The 14,387-nt window shown below is 65.8% G+C and carries 17 protein-coding genes; 9 read left to right on the top strand and 8 right to left on the bottom strand.

Annotated elements, in window-relative coordinates; all coding sequences use genetic code 11:
- Nucleotides 1–14 precede the first annotated feature (14 nt).
- The 3 genes from Hrd1104_RS13115 to Hrd1104_RS09160 are packed head-to-tail and all read right to left on the bottom strand — an operon-like array spanning nt 15 to nt 3,787.
- Nucleotides 15–158, bottom strand: a complete 144-nt coding sequence (locus Hrd1104_RS13115; protein WP_195837570.1) for a hypothetical protein — start codon at nt 156–158, stop codon at nt 15–17.
- Nucleotides 159–1,421, bottom strand: a complete 1,263-nt coding sequence (locus Hrd1104_RS09165; RefSeq protein WP_154552477.1) for a Coenzyme F420 hydrogenase/dehydrogenase, beta subunit C-terminal domain — start codon at nt 1,419–1,421, stop codon at nt 159–161. It lies immediately after the preceding gene.
- Nucleotides 1,421–3,787, bottom strand: coding sequence for a rhodanese-like domain-containing protein (locus tag Hrd1104_RS09160; protein ID WP_154552476.1), 2,367 nt, complete (start codon nt 3,785–3,787; stop codon nt 1,421–1,423). Before Hrd1104_RS09160 ends, Hrd1104_RS09165 begins: the two co-directional genes overlap by 1 nt.
- A 648-nt stretch (nt 3,788–4,435) precedes the next feature.
- On the opposite strand from Hrd1104_RS09160, the gene Hrd1104_RS09155 reads away from it, so the two are divergent.
- The 4 genes from Hrd1104_RS09155 to Hrd1104_RS09140 all read left to right on the top strand — a co-directional run bounded on the left by Hrd1104_RS09155 (nt 4,436) and on the right by Hrd1104_RS09140 (nt 7,054).
- Nucleotides 4,436–4,726 (top strand): hypothetical protein, encoded by a 291-nt coding sequence (locus Hrd1104_RS09155; RefSeq protein WP_195837569.1) that lies wholly within the window; start codon nt 4,436–4,438, stop codon nt 4,724–4,726.
- 106 nt (nt 4,727–4,832) lie between these two features.
- Nucleotides 4,833–6,176, top strand: coding sequence for a hypothetical protein (locus tag Hrd1104_RS09150; RefSeq protein ID WP_154552475.1), 1,344 nt, complete (start codon nt 4,833–4,835; stop codon nt 6,174–6,176).
- An 81-nt stretch (nt 6,177–6,257) separates the two neighbouring features.
- Nucleotides 6,258–6,770 (top strand): hypothetical protein, encoded by a 513-nt coding sequence (locus Hrd1104_RS09145; protein WP_154552474.1) that lies wholly within the window; start codon nt 6,258–6,260, stop codon nt 6,768–6,770.
- Nucleotides 6,767–7,054, top strand: a complete 288-nt coding sequence (locus Hrd1104_RS09140; protein WP_154552473.1) for a DUF2249 domain-containing protein — start codon at nt 6,767–6,769, stop codon at nt 7,052–7,054. Before Hrd1104_RS09145 ends, Hrd1104_RS09140 begins: the two co-directional genes overlap by 4 nt.
- Before the next feature lie 27 nt (nt 7,055–7,081).
- Here the strand turns inward: Hrd1104_RS09140 and lysW are convergent, their stop codons facing one another.
- On the bottom strand, nt 7,082–7,246 hold the full coding sequence (lysW, locus tag Hrd1104_RS09135) for a lysine biosynthesis protein LysW (protein WP_135663665.1): 165 nt from the start codon (nt 7,244–7,246) through the stop codon (nt 7,082–7,084).
- 140 nt (nt 7,247–7,386) lie between these two features.
- Here lysW and Hrd1104_RS09130 point away from each other — a divergent pair, with 140 nt between their 5' ends.
- The 4 genes from Hrd1104_RS09130 to Hrd1104_RS09115 are packed head-to-tail and all read left to right on the top strand — an operon-like array spanning nt 7,387 to nt 10,043.
- Nucleotides 7,387–7,878 (top strand): DUF6735 family protein, encoded by a 492-nt coding sequence (locus Hrd1104_RS09130; protein ID WP_154552472.1) that lies wholly within the window; start codon nt 7,387–7,389, stop codon nt 7,876–7,878.
- Nucleotides 7,879–7,918: 40 nt separating this feature from the next.
- Complete coding sequence (gene nucS, locus Hrd1104_RS09125) at nt 7,919–8,689, top strand: endonuclease NucS (RefSeq protein WP_370454780.1); 771 nt, start codon at nt 7,919–7,921, stop codon at nt 8,687–8,689.
- Between the two features lie 45 nt (nt 8,690–8,734).
- The gene (locus Hrd1104_RS09120) at nt 8,735–9,748 is read left to right on the top strand and encodes an NAD(P)/FAD-dependent oxidoreductase (RefSeq protein WP_154552471.1); all 1,014 of its coding nucleotides are present in this window, start codon (nt 8,735–8,737) and stop codon (nt 9,746–9,748) included.
- A gap of 43 nt (nt 9,749–9,791) precedes the next feature.
- Nucleotides 9,792–10,043, top strand: coding sequence for a hypothetical protein (locus Hrd1104_RS09115; protein ID WP_154552470.1), 252 nt, complete (start codon nt 9,792–9,794; stop codon nt 10,041–10,043).
- A 17-nt stretch (nt 10,044–10,060) separates the two neighbouring features.
- On the opposite strand, the gene Hrd1104_RS09110 is transcribed toward Hrd1104_RS09115, so the two are convergent.
- Nucleotides 10,061–12,622: an RND family transporter gene (locus tag Hrd1104_RS09110; protein ID WP_154552469.1), complete on the bottom strand. Its 2,562-nt coding sequence runs from the start codon at nt 12,620–12,622 to the stop codon at nt 10,061–10,063.
- A gap of 81 nt (nt 12,623–12,703) precedes the next feature.
- Here Hrd1104_RS09110 and Hrd1104_RS09105 point away from each other — a divergent pair, with 81 nt between their 5' ends.
- Nucleotides 12,704–13,516 (top strand): TrmB family transcriptional regulator, encoded by an 813-nt coding sequence (locus Hrd1104_RS09105; RefSeq protein WP_229770444.1) that lies wholly within the window; start codon nt 12,704–12,706, stop codon nt 13,514–13,516.
- Between the two features lie 71 nt (nt 13,517–13,587).
- Here Hrd1104_RS09105 and Hrd1104_RS09100 read toward each other — a convergent pair whose 3' ends face one another.
- Genes Hrd1104_RS09100 through Hrd1104_RS09095 form a run of 3 tightly spaced genes read right to left on the bottom strand, consistent with a single transcriptional unit; the run spans nt 13,588 to nt 14,310 of the window.
- Entirely contained in the window at nt 13,588–13,818 is a 231-nt protein-coding gene (locus tag Hrd1104_RS09100; RefSeq protein ID WP_154552468.1) for a hypothetical protein, read from the bottom strand.
- Nucleotides 13,819–13,831: 13 nt separating this feature from the next.
- Complete coding sequence (locus tag Hrd1104_RS13475) at nt 13,832–13,960, bottom strand: hypothetical protein (RefSeq protein WP_255470259.1); 129 nt, start codon at nt 13,958–13,960, stop codon at nt 13,832–13,834.
- Complete coding sequence (locus Hrd1104_RS09095) at nt 13,957–14,310, bottom strand: hypothetical protein (RefSeq protein WP_154552467.1); 354 nt, start codon at nt 14,308–14,310, stop codon at nt 13,957–13,959. Before Hrd1104_RS09095 ends, Hrd1104_RS13475 begins: the two co-directional genes overlap by 4 nt.
- Nucleotides 14,311–14,387 lie beyond the last annotated feature (77 nt).

Genomic DNA, 14,387 nt, shown 5'->3' with positions numbered 1-14,387 from the left:
CCGATCGGCGAAATTCAATCGTCTTCTCGCTGTTCGGAGAGGTGTTCCCACACTTCGGCACAGCCACATCCGTCCTCGACGTCGTCGAGGTGGTCGTCGGGCTGTGTGGCGTCCTCTGTCTCGTCGTCGGTTGTCGTGTCCATCTGTGAGTCGGTCATTCAGCACCACTCCTCGTACTGGTGGACGCGGGCGGGATTGAACGCGACCGGTGCCCGGTCTGTCTCGTCGTAAGCGTCACGGTGGGTTGCGTGGCTAATCCAGACGTCGCCTTCCGGATCGAACGAGCGGGCCATCGCTTCGCGAGCGCGTCCGGCGTTCCAGTCGGCGAGCTGTTCGATCGGGCCGCGATCGTCGAGCGCTCGGGCCTCAAGTGCGTCTCTCGCGCGCTCGAAGGCGTCCGTTCCGCGTTCCGTCCGGACCAGCAGTGTCGACTCACCCTGTGGGCTGCCGACGGTGCCGACCGTGAGATCGGCCGTCTGGCCCGTGGCGTCGGCACACTCTAGACAGCCCTCCAGCACTGCGCCGGCGAAGTCAGCGAGCGAGGCGCGTTCGTGGCCTCCGTCGGTCGTTTCGATGTGGATGCCCTGGCCGACGAGATCGAACCGGGCCACGTCATCGACAGCGAGGTCGTACTCGGTGGCCAGGACGTGTTCGAGGCCCTCGTCGTCGAACGCTTGCGTACAGGTCAGGGCGATCGTCAGATCGATCGCCTCGAGTGGGCGGGCCTCGTCGAAGCGTGCCTCGCGGTACGGGCTCCGTTCGAGGGCACTGACGCCTTCGATCACGCAGGGCGTCCCGACCAGCGCCAGATCGGGGTCGGCCGGCAGTTCTGCCTCATCGAGCAAGTCCGCCAGGCCATCGAGTTGGAGCGGCTGGGTGAACAGCGTCCCGGCGTATTCTCGGACTTCGGCCGGGCTGGTCGCCAGCACCGGCTTTGCCAGCCCATCGCCATCGGATTCCGTCGCCACTACGGCACCGTCGATCCCGTCGGGCCCATCGAGTAGGGCCGCGAGCAGCGCCGTTACTGCGCCGCCGTGCTGGGCACCGTCGACCCCCTCGGCTGCGCTGGCGGCGTAGGCTGACGCGACCGTGCCGAGTCCGTCGGCGACATCTTCAGGAGCAGCCCCATCCAGCACTGGCAGGCGTTCGTAGCGTAGCCCGGCTCGGGGACAGGTGTCCCAGCAGCGCGAACAGCCGGTACACATTTTCACCAGCGTCGGCCGCCGATCCGAGTCGGCGATCCCGATGGAGTTCGAGGGACAGGCGGCGACACAAGCGCCACACTGGACACAGCGGTCGGCCTCGATGACGCTCTCGTCGAGGTGGCGAAACCGCACTTTGTTGCCGGGGGGCTGTACGTCGGTCGTCGGTTCCCGCGGATCGTCGCCGACCGCGGGCGTGTGGGGGTGTCGATTAGCCATCAGTCTGACCCTCCTGATTGGACCGCCGGAGCTGGATCGATCTCGGCCGGTCGCAGCACCTCCGCGAGTCTCTCGTCGGGGACGCGCCGGCAGAACTCCTGAAAGCGCTCGTCGTCGGCCCCTTCGCGCTCGAACGTCTCGACGATGCGCTCGATCGCGCCGGGGATCTCCTCGATCGGGACTCGGGGTGCGATCCAGGTGGCGAATTCGGGCTCGACATCGAGCTTCCCGCCCAGCGCGACGTCGGCCGCGCTCTGGACGCCCTGTTCGGTCTGGCGGGTGTCCCCTCGCAGGCCGATGTCGTCGATCTGAGGTTGGGCACACGAGGCCGTACACCCACTGAAGCGCAACCCGATCCGATCTTGGTCGGTGTCGACGCGCTCGTCGAGTTCGGCGGCCCAGCGCTTTGCCCGCGCTTTCGTCTCGACGAGGGCGTAATTGCAAAACTCCCGGCCCGTGCAGGTGACGACACCGCGCGTGAACGGTCCGGGGTCGGGCGAGTATTCCGCAAGGAGTGGCTCCGCGTGCAGGTCGGCCAACTCCTCATCAGCCACGTCCGGGACCAGCAGGTTCTGCTGGGTCGTCAGCCGGACTTCGCCGCTCCCGTAGGTTTCGGTCAGGTCCGCGATCGCCTGGAAGTCTTCACCGTCGATCCGGCCGACCGGGATCGAGAGGCCGACGTAGTTGGCCCCGTCGGCCTGGTCGTGCACCCCAACGTGGTCCGGGTGGTGGTGCTCGACCAGATTCTCACCCGCTGACTCGAACTCGACGGGGGCAAAGCGCTGGAGCTCGGCTCGGAACTGCTCGGCCCCCCACTCCTCGACCAGAAAGCGCAGGCGGTTGACGGCCGTATCGAGGTAGCTGCCGTGTTCGACAAAGAGGTCTGCCGTCGCCCGGACCACCTCGACGACCTGATCTGGTTCGACGAAGACGTCGAGGTCACTTCCGATCCGTGGACTGTCCGAGAGGCCGCCGCCGGCCGCGACGTTGAACCCCAGGCGATCGCCTTTCCGGGCTGGCGTGAAACCCAGATCGTTGATCTCCGGTTGGGCACAGGCCCCGCGACAGCCGTTGACGCTGACCTTCAGCTTGCGGGGCAGGTTCGCATAGCGGTGATCGGCCAGGAACGCCTCGGTGATCGCCTCGGCGACCGGCCGGGTGTCGAGTACTTCGTCGGCGGCGACCCCGGCGGCCGGACAGGAGACGACGTTCCGGACGGAGTTGCCCCCGGTCTGGAACGTCGAGACGCCGGCCGGGTCCAGCAGATCCCAGATCTCGGGGACGTCTTCCATCCGAATCCAGTGGAACTGGATGTCCTGGCGGGTCGTCACGTCGAGGTAGCTATCGCCAAATGGCGACCGCTCCGGGTCACGGTCAGCGGGCAGTGTCGCGTACTCTTCGGCGACGGTCCCCAGTGCGCGTGCGGCCTCGCTGTCGAGGGCCCCGCCTGGGATCTTCGTCCGGAACATGAAGTACCCGCCCTGCTTTTGCTCGTAGAGGCCGACGAGTTTGAGCTTCGCCGCGGCGTCTTCGCCCAGAGCGGCTTTGACCGCAGCCGGTCCCTCACTGGCGTGTTCGCGGACGCGGCGCTTGATTGTGGCGGGATCCCAGTCGTCGGTTCGTGTGCGGAGCCAGTCTTCTAAGCTCCCCTCGTAGAAGCGGACGTCCTCGTAGCCCAGATCACTCAGCACGGCGTAGACGTAGCTGAGGCGCCGGGCGGTGTTACAGTAGAGGACGATCGAACGATCGGGCGTCAGATCCTGTTCTTCGAGGATGGCGTTGATCTCCGCGTCGGATCGGCGCCGGCCAGTCTCGCTGTCGACGAACCGTTCCCAGTCGAGTTGGATCGCGCCGGGAACGTGGGCCTGTTCGTACTCCGGTTCGGTGCGGGTGTCGACGACGGCCGCCTCGCTCTCGACGGCGGCTTCGACGGCCGCCCGCTCGGCGACGACATCTCCCAGGGCGTCGATCTCGTAGGTGACCGAATCGACATTCGGTTCGTCGGTCGTGACCTGGCGATCGCGTTCCCAGGTGCTGTAGTCGCCGTCAAGCAGGGAGAGATCGCCGTCGTGGCCGTAGGCAGCAAGTGTGATCAGGAATCGCGCGGCGTAGACGCCGCGGTCGTCGTCGTAGGCGATCACGTCGTCGTCGGGTGCGATGCCAGCCTCGCCGAGCCACTCGGCCAGGGCGTCGGCTTCGGGTAACATCCCCGTCGCGAGACCGGTCGGATCCCGGAAGCGGTCGGTCGGGATGTTGACCGCACCCGGAATGTGCCCGAGTGTTTCGTAGGCTGACGCCTCGCGAACGTCGACGACGGCCGCGTCGGCGTCGAGCCGATCCGGCGAGCGAAATTCGATCGTCCCCATGGATATCCTCTTCTTGCACTACGCCACTCATAACTTCCACCGCACGTCCATGTGTTGCCGCCCTCTCTGACACCACGAATTTTTACAAAATACATGATAAAATGGTTGTATGATGGGGAATATGGGTCTATTAGATACGTATAGGATATTTACGAATCGGGGGTGGCAGCGGGCGTCCAGGTTTGTCCTGCGATGGACGGGAGTGTACCTAAGACAACAACCCCCGATGCTTGGGGCCATTACATAGACTTGCAGCCAGGACTCGACCTGCCAAATTAGGCCTATCGATCGTGATGGTTTCGAAGATTACGGGGCCGAACTCACAGACGCGTCGAAGGAGGTTACAAATGTTGCCGCTTTTCTGGACGCTACTTGCATACCATTTTGACAGCGTTCAGCAGCCGTGCGTCGCCCACTCAAGCTCTCTCGGGGGTCGTGCCTCGTCACCGATCGATCATCGCCTGGCCTGGCGAGCAGTGCCACATCGGTACCTGGCAGTCGGGGCCGCCCCCCCGTCCTCGACTTGCTGGATTCGATGTGACGATCGGGGTGGCTAGATCGGTCGCTGCCGGTCTGGACCGTTCCCATCGCTGATCCGCGCTCGCCTGACCCATAGATTCAGGTTTGTCCGGATCGAACATGGTTGTGATGCGCCCCAAACTACGCCGCCTTGGATACGCCTGGATCGCACTGCACGGGTTGCTCAGCGCCTTGCTACCGAAACAGTTGCTGAACCTCTCGATTCGAACGTGGCTGAGTGGGTTCGAAAACCCCGGCGATCTCGAACCCCGGGACTGGTACCTTCGGGCCGTCCGGGCCGCCGGCGTCGGCATGATCGCCGCCGGTCTGACCGGGATCGTCTTGGAGCGCGATGCCGAGTCCGCGCCCGACGAACCCAGTGTCGAGATCGACGCGCCGGCCGAATCGGACGCCGCATAACTGACTCGATCGCGGTGGTGGCGCCCCCTCTGTCCACTCGTCGGACGGGAACTAAACCGAACATATTCGGCAACGGTGGCAGGGAGCGGGAGAGCGAACGACGGGTATGCGAGCGATCACGGACGACGTCGACACAGATCGAGGCCCACCGGTAGCAGTACCGTTGCAACACGTGCTCCTTGCCGTTGCCCTGTTGCTGGTCGGGCAGTTGCTGGCGAGTGCGACCGTCACCGAGCCGGTTGGACTCTCCGAGTTGGCGTTGCGCCACCTGTTTCTGGCCGGGTTCGTCGGCGTGACGATCATGGGGGCGATGACCCAGTTCGTCCCCGTCTGGTCTGGCGTCTCGCTTTACTCCCGGCGATTGAGCGTCCTCCAGGTCTGGCTGGTCGTCGCCGGCCTGCTCGGGTTCGTCGCTGCCTTCCTGACGGTCGAACTGGCGATGTTGCACGTCGCCGGGACGCTGCTGGTGGCCGGCTTCTGGGTGTTCGTCTACAACGTCGCCCGGACACTCGCCCGAGCGCGCCCCTTCGACGTGACCGAGATTCACTTCGTGATCGCGCTGGGCGCTTTCCTCGTGTTGACGCTGTTGGGGTACCTGCTCTCGCTCGATTACACGATGGTGTTGTTCGGCGATCTCGCGATCACTCGGGTGGGCGTCGCCAGTGCGCACGCGACCATCGCCGTCTTCGGAGCGGTATTGCTGACGGTGGTCGGGGCGCTCTACCAACTGGCTGAAATGTTTACCCAGGCCGACGACGACAGGGTTGATCGCGCGATCAAGCGGGTCGAACTCCTGGCCTACCCGGTCGGCGTGGGGCTGCTGTCGGTGGGTCGTCTGCTGGGCGAGACAGTGCTCGCTCAGGTGGGTGTCGTCCTCGTCGTGGGGTCGCTCGCCCTCGTCGGCGTGTTCCTCGCCCGGAAACTCCTCCGGGCACAGACGGAACTCTCGCCGGTCCTCCTGCGATACGCCGTCGTCGCCGTTGCGTTGCTCGGCTGGGCGGCCCTGACATTGCCGACCTGGTTGGCCGATCCGACCGACCGACTAACGGTATTGGGTTCGGCTGCCAGTGAGCCACTCCTGTTGCTCGGCGTCCTCGGGTTCGTCGTCTTCGGCACGCTGTATCACATCGTCCCGTTTCTGATCTGGGTGCGGACCTACAGCGACAAGATCGGCTACGAACCGGTCCCGATGGTCGAGGAGATGTACGACCCGCGCCTCGCCCGGGCGGACTTCGTTCTCTTGCTCGCCGGGACTATCGGCCAGGTGGCTGTGGCCGCCGTCGACGCGCCGACGATCGCCCTGCAGGCGGCGACGCTCCTGTTTGGGGCCGGCGTGGCTGTCCTCGCGGTGAATCTGACGCTGACGGTCCACCGTCACAGCACGCACTCGCTCGTGAGTCTCTTGTGGCCCTCGTTGTCGCTTGGCTCGGACGCTGACGTCGCCGAGTGACGGATCTATCTCCCGGCCCACACGACTGTTTCGAATATGTTCGGCACAAGGGTCGGGGGACCCAGCCTACGATAACTGGGTATGAAGCGACTCGGCTCTACCGGCGACACGTTCGACGACGAGGATGCGTTCGTTCCGGACCACCTGCCCGCGCCAGGCTCGTTCCTGGACGGGCACGACGTTCTCACGGACGAGGAGCACGTTGCCTTCCACGAGGAAACCTGGGAGGTCTTCGAGGAGCGTGGCGTCTACGATGTGACCTTCGGCTACAACCTGGCGAAGTTGAACCTGGATACGCGCCATCCCGAGGCCGGGTTTCGCTACGCCGAATCGACCGACGAGTCGGGCGTACTGTTGGCGGAGTTTACCCCCACCACGGAGTTTTGTCCGGCCGGCAACTCCCTGGCGATCGGGGCCTTCCGGGCCTGGAACGGCCTCACCGACCGACACGACTACGACCTCGTTCGCGTCCGCGTCGCCCAGATGCACAACGAGAGCGAGTCGCTGAACGCCGACTTACAGCGCCTCGAAGACCAGCTCGAAGCGACCGGCGAGGTGCCTGGTCCTGACGCACTGCAGGAGGGGTCAGCATGAGCGACGCTCCCGCCGACATCGATCTGGACGCCCTCCTCGAAGCGAGTGACGCGCCGGAGACACATGCGGTGGTCGAACTCGACGTTCGGACGCTCGGGCCGCCAAAGCCACTCCGGAAAACCCTGGAGGCCAGTGCCGACCTGGCCGACGAGGAGGTTCTGGTTCAGTACAACGACCGCACGCCCCAACACCTCTACCCGAAACTCGACGATCGTGGCCTGACCTACGAGACCGTCGAAAGTGAGGACGTGACCGTCACGCTCGTCTGGAACGGCGACGACTAATCGCCGTTGGCCGGAAAATCAGCGGCGTTACTCGCCCCAGTCTTCTTCCAGTTCCGGGGCAGGTTCGAGCGTCGCCGGGTCGACGGCGACGACTTCCAGTTCCGCGCCACAGGTTGCACAGTCGACGATCTCTCCGACTTCGACGTTGTCGTGTAGGGATACTTCCGCCCCACACTCCGGGCAGTCACTCATACGGGTCTGTCGAGGCTTGCCACTGACTTCAAGGGATTGATTCGACGCTGGGGCCGACGGTTGAAGTGTTCGACCGCGGCCAGCGTGGCTATGATCTCGCGACACCCAGGCTTGGACGGCCCTGCCCGGAGGGACCAGCAGTGACTGATCGCGCCCTGGTCGTGCGAACGGTGACTGCTGGCGTTCGACTCGAAGCGACTGTCTGGCACGACGACCGCGTGTGTCCCGATGGCCGACTGCGCGCTTTCGACGGTGACGACCGTGCTCCGTCGCTGTCCGCAGCAGTCGAACGGCTGGACTTCGCCCGGTACGACGGCCTGTACTATCAGGGGCCAGACGGCGACTGGACCGCTTTTCTCGCCTGCTGGCTCGCGGTCGAACCGTGGACGGGGGATCCGACGCCCGAGCCGCGTGGCGACGGGGCCGTCGTCGAACGCCGAACCGCGCGGGACGCTCAGGCACTGCGATCCTGGGTTCGGGCTGCGAAGGGCTCTCTCGTGGATGAGATTGCCACCGGAACACTGCCGCCGGGCGAGGCCCGATCACGACTGCTCGGGGCACTTCGCCGACGTGCCGGGGATCGGCGGGTGATCGTCGCCGCCCCGGCAGGCGTCCAGCGCTCAAGACGGTGAACTCGCGTCGCTTTTGTGCGGTGGCCGGTAACTGCGTCGCGTGTCCGACACAGGTGACGGTGACCAGACGCGCCCCGTGACGGCCCGGAATGGCCCTCTCGTCGATCCATCGCCCGAGCAGGCTCGCGAGTGCGTCGAGCGCGGGATCGATCGTGGTGCCCTCGTGACGGTCGTCGGCCGCTGTCGCGTCGAATACGACGGCCGGGCGAGTAGTACACTGGGGCCAGGCGACCGGTTGGTCGTCCTCAAACCCGATGGCACGGCGCTGGTCCACACCGACGAGGGCCACCAGCCAGTCAACTGGCAACCGCCAGGCTCGACCCACGAGGTCGCCACGATCGACGGCGAGGTCCGCATCGAGAGCCACCGCACCGGCCCCGACGAGGAGCTTCGCGTCACTTTCGGGGCTATCGAACACGTCGCACGCGTCGACGTGACCGATCCCGAGGACCTCTCGCTTTCGGGTACCGAGCAAGACCTCCGTGAGCGAGTCCTCGCGAACTCGGCCCTGATCGAGCAGGGCTTCGAACCGCGCTCGACCGAGCGATCGACGCCCGCCGGCGCGGTCGACATCTACGGTGAAGACGAGGCGGGCCGGGCCGTCGTCGTCGAACTCAAACGCCGCCGGGTCGGCCCGGACGCCGTTGGACAACTCGACCGGTACGTCCAGGCTCTCGCCCGTGAGCTGCACGCAGACCGGGAGTTGCGCGGCATCCTCGTCGCGCCGTCGGCGACCGATCGCGCCCACCAATTGCTCGCCCAGCAGGGTTACGAGTTCGTCGCCCTCGATCCGGCACCCGGCGACGCCTGAGCTGTCACCCCGTTCCTTTACTCGCTGCCGGTCGTAGGCCGGGACGTGACGCCGAACGTCTGTGTCGTCGGCGCAGGTATCGCTGGGGCCGGGGCAGCCTACGCCCTCCGAGAGCGGGCTGCCGTGACGGTCTTCGAAGCCGACGCCATCGGCGGGCGAATGGTCTCTGGCACCCGGGATGGGTGTGTCTACGATTACGGGGCTAACTACGTCGATCCGCCGGACGAGCAGGTCGAGGCCCAACTCCAGTCGGTCGTCGGTGACGACCTGGCCGTGACCACCGACGACGTCTGGATCTTCGACGCCGAGGGCACGATCGAAGAAGGGCGACCGAATCAAGGCCGGAAACTGAGTGGCCGTAACGGCATCGACGAAATCGTCGCGGCGTATCTCGACGCGAGCGGCGCCACCGTCCACGAGCAGACACCGGTCGCCCATCTTTCGCGCACTGACGATGGCTGGCGGGTGACTGCCGGGGGCGAGCAACGGCCTTTCGACGCGCTCGTGGTGACACCACCGACTTGCGAGGCGCTTTTCGAGGACGCCGACTGGGAGGCCGACCTGCGCGAGCAACTGATCGCAGCCCGGGAACGGCAGTCCTACCGGACGATCGATTCGGTCGCGTTGCACTACCCCTTCGCGCTCGACGTGCCCTACTACGCGCTGGTCAACACTGACAAAGACCACGCGGTCGGCTGGCTCTCCCGGGACTCGTGCAAGCCCGGCCACGTTCCGGACGGCGAGGAAATCCTGATTGTGCAGTTGAGTCCTGCCTGGAGCGCGGGCCGGCCGGAGGCGACGCCCGAACAGGCGGCCGAGGCGGCGGCCGATCACGCGGCGACACTGCTGGCCGAGGACCGGTTGGCCGGCCCCGACTGGTGGGACCACGACCGATTTACCCGCGCGTTGCCGGGTGATCGCGTCAATCCGGCACTGGTCGAGTACGCCCTTCCTCACGACCTCGGACTCGCGGGCGACTGGCTCGCGGGAACGGGCCGAACCCACGCGGCCCTGGAGACCGGCCTGGACGCTGGGCGGCGACTGGGCAAGCGACTGTGACCGGCGGGGGAAGACTTATCCTACAGACGGCAGACGGGCGGGTATGTCGCTCACTCCGGAATCGACGGACGCGAAACCGATCACTGACTACATCGAGGAGGGCGCACGGATCGCCTCGATCTTGCTCGTCTGGGGTATCATCGCGGTCGCGGTCGGCTGGCTGTTCGACGACGTCGTCGCGGCCAGCGACCCCGGCGTCTTCGGGCTGAACGTCGGCGCGATCTTCTGGCTGACGGGGGTACTCAACGCCGTCCTGTACGTCGCGTTTCGGACCGTAGATCACTACCGGCGGTAGGGGACTGTCCCGGTTGCTTACTCGGCTGACGGATCCACACTGACCGACCTATCGACGTAGCGACTCCACAGCACCAGCAGACTCGGCAGGACGATCACGCTCGCGAGGAACGCATAGACGATCGCCGTCGCGGTGACGAACCCAAAGCGCTGCAACGAGGGGACTAAGGCGAGCATGAGCACGGCGAACCCGCCGGCTGTCGAGATCGCACTGCCCAGTAGTGCACCGCCGGTTCCCCGGACTGTCCGCCTGAGCGCGGCGATCGGGTCACCCTGCTGGTGGCGTTCGTCGAGGAATCGATCGCCGATGTGGATGGCGTAGTCGACGCCGATCCCGATCCCGATCGAGGCGACGATCGCCGTCTCGGTGTTGAAGGAGATCCCGGCCAGGTACATCGTCCCGAAGATCCAGGCCTGGGCGAGTACCACCGGCGCGATGACGACGGCCCCCAGCGAGGCCGTCTCGTAGCGCCGCCAGAAGATCACCGTCAGGAAGGCGGCGATAACTACGAACGTCAGCAGGAAGCCCCACACGAGCGTAGTGAGCAGGCCCCGCTGGACGAGTTCCTGGACGATCGGCCGGCCGGTGGCCGTCACTCGGCGGTTCGAGTCTCCCTCCATCGTCGTCGCGACCTCGCGCATCTCGCTCGTCACGGTGCCGGTGTCGGCCCCGCCGACGAGGCCGACCGAGACACGCAGGGCCGTGTACGTGCCGTCGCTCCGGGCGAAGACCGCACTCGCTTCCTCGGGGGCAGCCTCGGAGACGGCATCGTAGATCGCCGTCAGATTCTCCTCCGGAAGGCCGTCGTCGTCGGGATCGTTCGCGGCGACCAGGCCCGCGACCGTCTCGTTTTGCTGGGCCACGCGATCGATCGTCTCGACAGGCCCGGTCACGCGGAGTTGCCCGTCGGCCAGGGTGACGGCCGTCGACGTATTCGCGAGTGCGCGCTCGCCGGCCCACAGCCCATCGAGCGTGTCTGGCTCAGTGACGGGCCCCTCGATCAGGAACGACGCCCGCGATTGGTCCCTGGACTGGACGAATTTCTCGTTGAGGTAGATGGCGTTTTCCCGGATGTCGTAGTCGCCGGGCTGGAGCCCCTCTGGCAGTGAGTCCATCCAGTCGGGGGAATCGGTCGGCAGGAAGTCCACCTGGTCGATCGAGGTGTCGATGTCCGTCGCCGCGACGCCGCCGCCGGCGCTCAACAGGACGGCCACGACGACGACGGCCACGGGCGCTCGCTGGGCCAACTCGGCCCCGACGCCCAGGACGCGGCCGGCGATCCCACTTCGGCCCAGCGGGCGTTTCGCCCGCGAGAAGCCGATCCGCTGGAGGAGACTGTCGAGTTCGACTTTCAGCGGCGGCAGGAGGACGCCAAAGACCAGGAACGCCGAGCCGATCCCGGCCGCACTGACCAGGCCGAACTCCTGGATCGACGTGATGGGACTGACGACGTTCGAGGCGAATCCGACGGCGGTGGTGACTGTCGCCGCACCGATCGCGACCACGACGCCCGCGAGTCCACGCCGCATGGCCGAGCGGGGCGTCCAGTCGGTCTCGTCGAGTTGGGCCTCCCGATAGCGCATGACGACGTGCAACGCGTAGTCGATCGAGAGGCCAATCAGCAGGAAGGGAACGGCGATCAGGATCTGCGTGACGCCGATCCCGACCCAGCCCATGAAGCCAGCCATCCAGACCAGTACGAGGACAACGCCGACCAGTCCCAGCAGGACGTCCAGTACGTCACGGTAGGCCAGCCCCAGAATCGTCACGAGCAACAGCAGGGCGATCGGCGAGATCAGCGCGAAACTCTCGCCCGTGGCCTGGGCCGAGCGCTCGTTGACGATCCCTGCTCCGAAGACGAACTGCTCGCCGGACTGAACCGTCTCCTCGGCCAGGTCCTCGATGGCGAACTGGGCCTCGACCAGTTCGGTCGGGAGGTCGTCGCCGCCCGCGCCGCCAGTGTCCTGGAAGACGAACAGGACCCGGCCCGTAGCCGTCGTCGCGCCGGCCTCGTAGTCCGTCGAGAGCAACGAGTAGGGATCGGTCGGCCCCGCAACCTCTCGGTCTGGATCGAGGACAGCCGCGACGATCGCCTCGACGCGCGCTGGTGACAGCGAGTCGAGGTGCTCGATCTGGGCGTCCAGCGGGGCCATTCCCTGCGCGCTGTCTGGTGGGCCAGTCGCTTCGCCGGACTCGGTTTCGGCCATTGCCGTCGTCGCGACGACGTTCGCGAGCCCCACGACCGGCTGGCGCTCCGTGAGCGTCCCCTCGATGGCTGGATCGTCCCTGATGGCCTGCTGGAGGCGTAGCGTTTCCAGCAGCGAGGATTTCGAGAGGACGTTCTCGCCGCGAACGACGATCTGGACGACGCTCGTGTTCTCACCCTCGGTCGTGAAGTTCGCGTCGATACGATCGAGCGCCTGTGCCTCGGGCGAATCGCTCTCGAAACTCGCGATCGTGAGTCCCGAATCGACGCTCCCCGCCCCCGCCCCGACGACCAGCGTCGCCACGAGCATGAGCGCAATCACGAGCTTGCTATGGGTCGTTACGAACGCCGCGTACCGTTCGACTGTGTTCATTGCCCCCCCGTAGCATCCCCGCCGAAATAAATATTGTAGATATCTACAAAATTCATTCCGGTCCGGGACCACGCGATTGATGTGCCGGCCCGTCCAAACCTGCAGACAGTCGTTCTCTCTATGAGTGCCCAGGATGCAATCGCCGCCTTGGAGCGACTCGGGCTTTCGAACTACGGGGCGCGGGTGTTCGTCGCGCTCCAGCAATTGGGTACTGGGACTGCCGAGACGATCAGTGACGTCTCAGAGGTCCCGCGGTCGCAGGTCTACGGTGCGGCGGACGACCTCGTCGAACGCGGGCTGGTCGAGGTGACCGAGACGACACCAAAGGAGTACCGGCCGGTCAGTCTCGGGGCCGCCCGCGAGCAACTGACGGCGGAACTGGAACGTGAACGCGACCGAGCCTTCGAGAATTTGGATGCCATCCGGGACGAAGCAGCCAACCAGCAGGGGAGCCAGGGCGTCTCCACGTTGCGCGGTCGCCAGCCGATCGACGAACGCATCGCCGACCTCCTCGCCTCGGCCACTGAAGTGGCCGTCTTCGTCGCTCCTGAGGCTGACTCGCTGTCGACCGAGATTGTCGATGCGTTGCGTGCACGCGCTAGTGCTGGCGTCGCGGTCACGCTTGTGACTGCTACAGCGGCCCTGCAGGATCGGTTCGCGGCCGATCCGCTAGAGGTGATCGTCATGGGTGAGGACAACCCGGCTGATTTCGCCGGGCGAGCACTGATGGTCGACGAGGCGACGATCTTACTCGCCGTCGCGACCGGTGGGGATAGCGTCACAGAGGAGGCGCTGTGGACGGCCGAGTCGAGCATCGGTCGCATTTTGGCGGCGTTCATGCAGTCCGGGATGGCATCCGGACGCGAACGCAACTCCGATGGCGAGTCCGCCTGAGTAGCCAGTACGTCTCGCAGGTGTCTGCTCACGGCACTATCGAATCGCCACCTGGCCCAGCCAGCCCCGCGTTATCCGTCCGACCGAGCGTCTTCGACAGGTCCGATAAACTCCCAGTGGAGTGCTTTCGAGCCGTCGACTGTCGGTTCGAGTGTGACCTCAAAGAGCGCGCGACGCCCGGAGTCTTGTGGCTGTTTTTCCACGAAGACGCCGGTGGTGGCGGGCTCGATACGGTAGATCGTCCCACGGGCGTCTGCGTGAATACGATCGACGATCGCCTGCTGGTGGGTAGTAAATTCCATGGTGTCACCCCCGTTAGGCCATCTTCTGGTCCGCTTGGATCTGTTCCCACTCTTCGACACACTCCGGACAGAGGTGGCCGGTGAAGCCATCGACGGCGTATCGCTCTGTTCGAGTATCTTCCCCACACCGTTCGCATTTCATGCGTTCTCACCTCCCTGAGAGTGTCTCACGACTGGGGGGTGACTTTCCGTAAGCAGACGCGACGAGGCGTCGTCCCTGCCCGGGTGGTCGAGGTGGCCCCCCGGTCGCGGTGTGAATCCGCTGGCCGGGACCTCGCGGCCCTCGGCCACCGCGGTGGGTTCCTCGATTGCGTCGGCCTCGAGTGCTGGGGACGATGCTGGATCGACGTCTCCGTCCGTCTGCTCGATCGGGTCCACGCCCATCACTCCCTCGACAGCGTCCAGAGGGGACGCAAGCTTGGGACACGTTCGTTCTGCGTCGTCGAGACTCGCGATCGGCACGACCAGATGGGTAGCTTCGGTTGGTAGCATGGCTAGATCGACTCTCTGTTCCGACTGTCCACGCCGGACTGGGCCGGCGGTCTCGGTGTCTAGTCCAGTCTTCTCCG

Source organism: Halorhabdus sp. CBA1104 (assembly GCF_009690625.1).
Lineage (GTDB): Archaea > Halobacteriota > Halobacteria > Halobacteriales > Haloarculaceae > Halorhabdus.
The sequence above is the reverse complement of the archived record's forward strand: the minus strand, read 5'-3'. Positions and strand labels throughout refer to the sequence as shown.